Genomic DNA, 1,446 nt, shown 5'->3' with positions numbered 1-1,446 from the left:
TCCACCAGCATCGGCGGCGCGTGCTCGCCCGTCACGGTCGTCAGGGAGAGGACCGCGTGGCCCGGAGGGAGTTCGTGGGCCAGTTGGGAGGCGGACCAGCGTTCGCGTTCGTTCGGGAGACGGGAGAGGTCTGTGAGTACGGAGTTGCTGGACGGCGTGCGGCAGTGGCTGGCGGTCAGTGGGGGTGAGCCGACGCCCGCGCGGGTGGCGCAGGCGTTGCGGGAGCAGGGGCGGGTGCTGGGGGACGCGGAGGTGCTCGGGGCGGCGGACCGGCTGCGGTCCGAGCTGGTCGGGAGCGGGCCGCTGGAGCCGCTGCTCGCCGATCCGTCGGTGACCGACGTACTGGTGTCGGCGGCCGACCGGGTGTGGGTGGACCGGGGAGGCGGGCTCGAACTGACCGGCGTCGCCTTTCCCGACGCGGCGGCCGTCAGGCGGCTCGCCCAGCGGCTGGCGGCGGTCGCCGGACGGCGCCTTGACGATGCCCGGCCCTGGGTGGACGCCCGGCTCCCCGACGGCACCCGGCTGCACGCGGTCCTGCCACCGGTGGCCATGGGGTGCACCTGCCTGTCGCTGCGCGTCGTACGGCCCCGGGCGTTCACGCTCGACGAGCTGGTCGCCGCCGGGACCGTGCCGCCGGGCGGGGACCGGGTGCTGCGGGCGCTCGTGCGGGCGCGGCTGTCGTTCCTGGTGAGCGGGGGGACGGGGACCGGGAAGACGACGCTCCTGAGCGCGCTGCTCGGGCTGGTCGGCCCCGCCGAACGGATCGTCCTCGCCGAGGACTCGGCGGAGCTGCGGCCCGATCACCCGCACGTCGTCCGGCTGGAGACCAGACCCGCCAACCAGGAGGGCGCCGGTCTCGTCACGCTGGAGGACCTCGTGCGCCAGGCCCTCAGGATGCGGCCGGACCGGCTGGTCGTGGGGGAGGTGCGCGGGCCCGAGGTGCTGGATCTGCTGGCCGCCCTCAACACGGGCCACGAGGGCGGCTGCGGGACGGTCCACGCCAACGCCGCGTCCGGGGTGCCCGCCCGGCTCGAAGCGCTCGGCACCGCCGCCGGGCTCGACCGGGCCGCGCTGCACAGCCAGTTGGCCGCCGCGCTGTCGGTCGTCCTGCATCTCGTGCGGGACGGGAGCGGGCGGCGGCGGATCGCCGAGGTGCACGTCCTGGAACGGGACCGGGCGGGGCTCGTGCGGACCGTGCCGGCGCTGCGGTGGGGCGCGGAGGCGTTCGTCCAGGAGACCGGGTGGGTGCGGCTGCGAGAGCTGCTGGGCGGTGAGGGCGTATGACGTCGGCGTACGAACTGTCCCTGGGGGCGGCCGTCGCCTGTGCCGGGGTCGTGTTCTGGACGGCCGGGGAGCGGCGGCGAGGGGTGCGGCGGGCGCGGCTCGTGCTGGCCGGGGGCGGGGTCGTGGCGGACGAGCCGTGGGACGTGGCCCGGGTGCTGGAGC

Annotated in this window: 1 protein-coding gene; it reads left to right on the top strand. The window is 76.6% G+C overall.

Going from position 1 to position 1,446, the window contains the following annotated elements; genetic code table 11:
• The first annotated feature begins 132 nt into the window (after nucleotides 1-132).
• Nucleotides 133-1,284, top strand: a complete 1,152-nt coding sequence (locus tag ACVNF4_RS35985) for a TadA family conjugal transfer-associated ATPase (protein ID WP_461807030.1) — start codon at nucleotides 133-135, stop codon at nucleotides 1,282-1,284.
• Nucleotides 1,285-1,446 lie beyond the last annotated feature (162 nt).

It is taken from the genome of Streptomyces sp. S6 (assembly GCF_054880855.1).
Note: the sequence above shows the minus strand (reverse complement) of the source record. Positions and strands in the feature narration are given on the sequence as shown.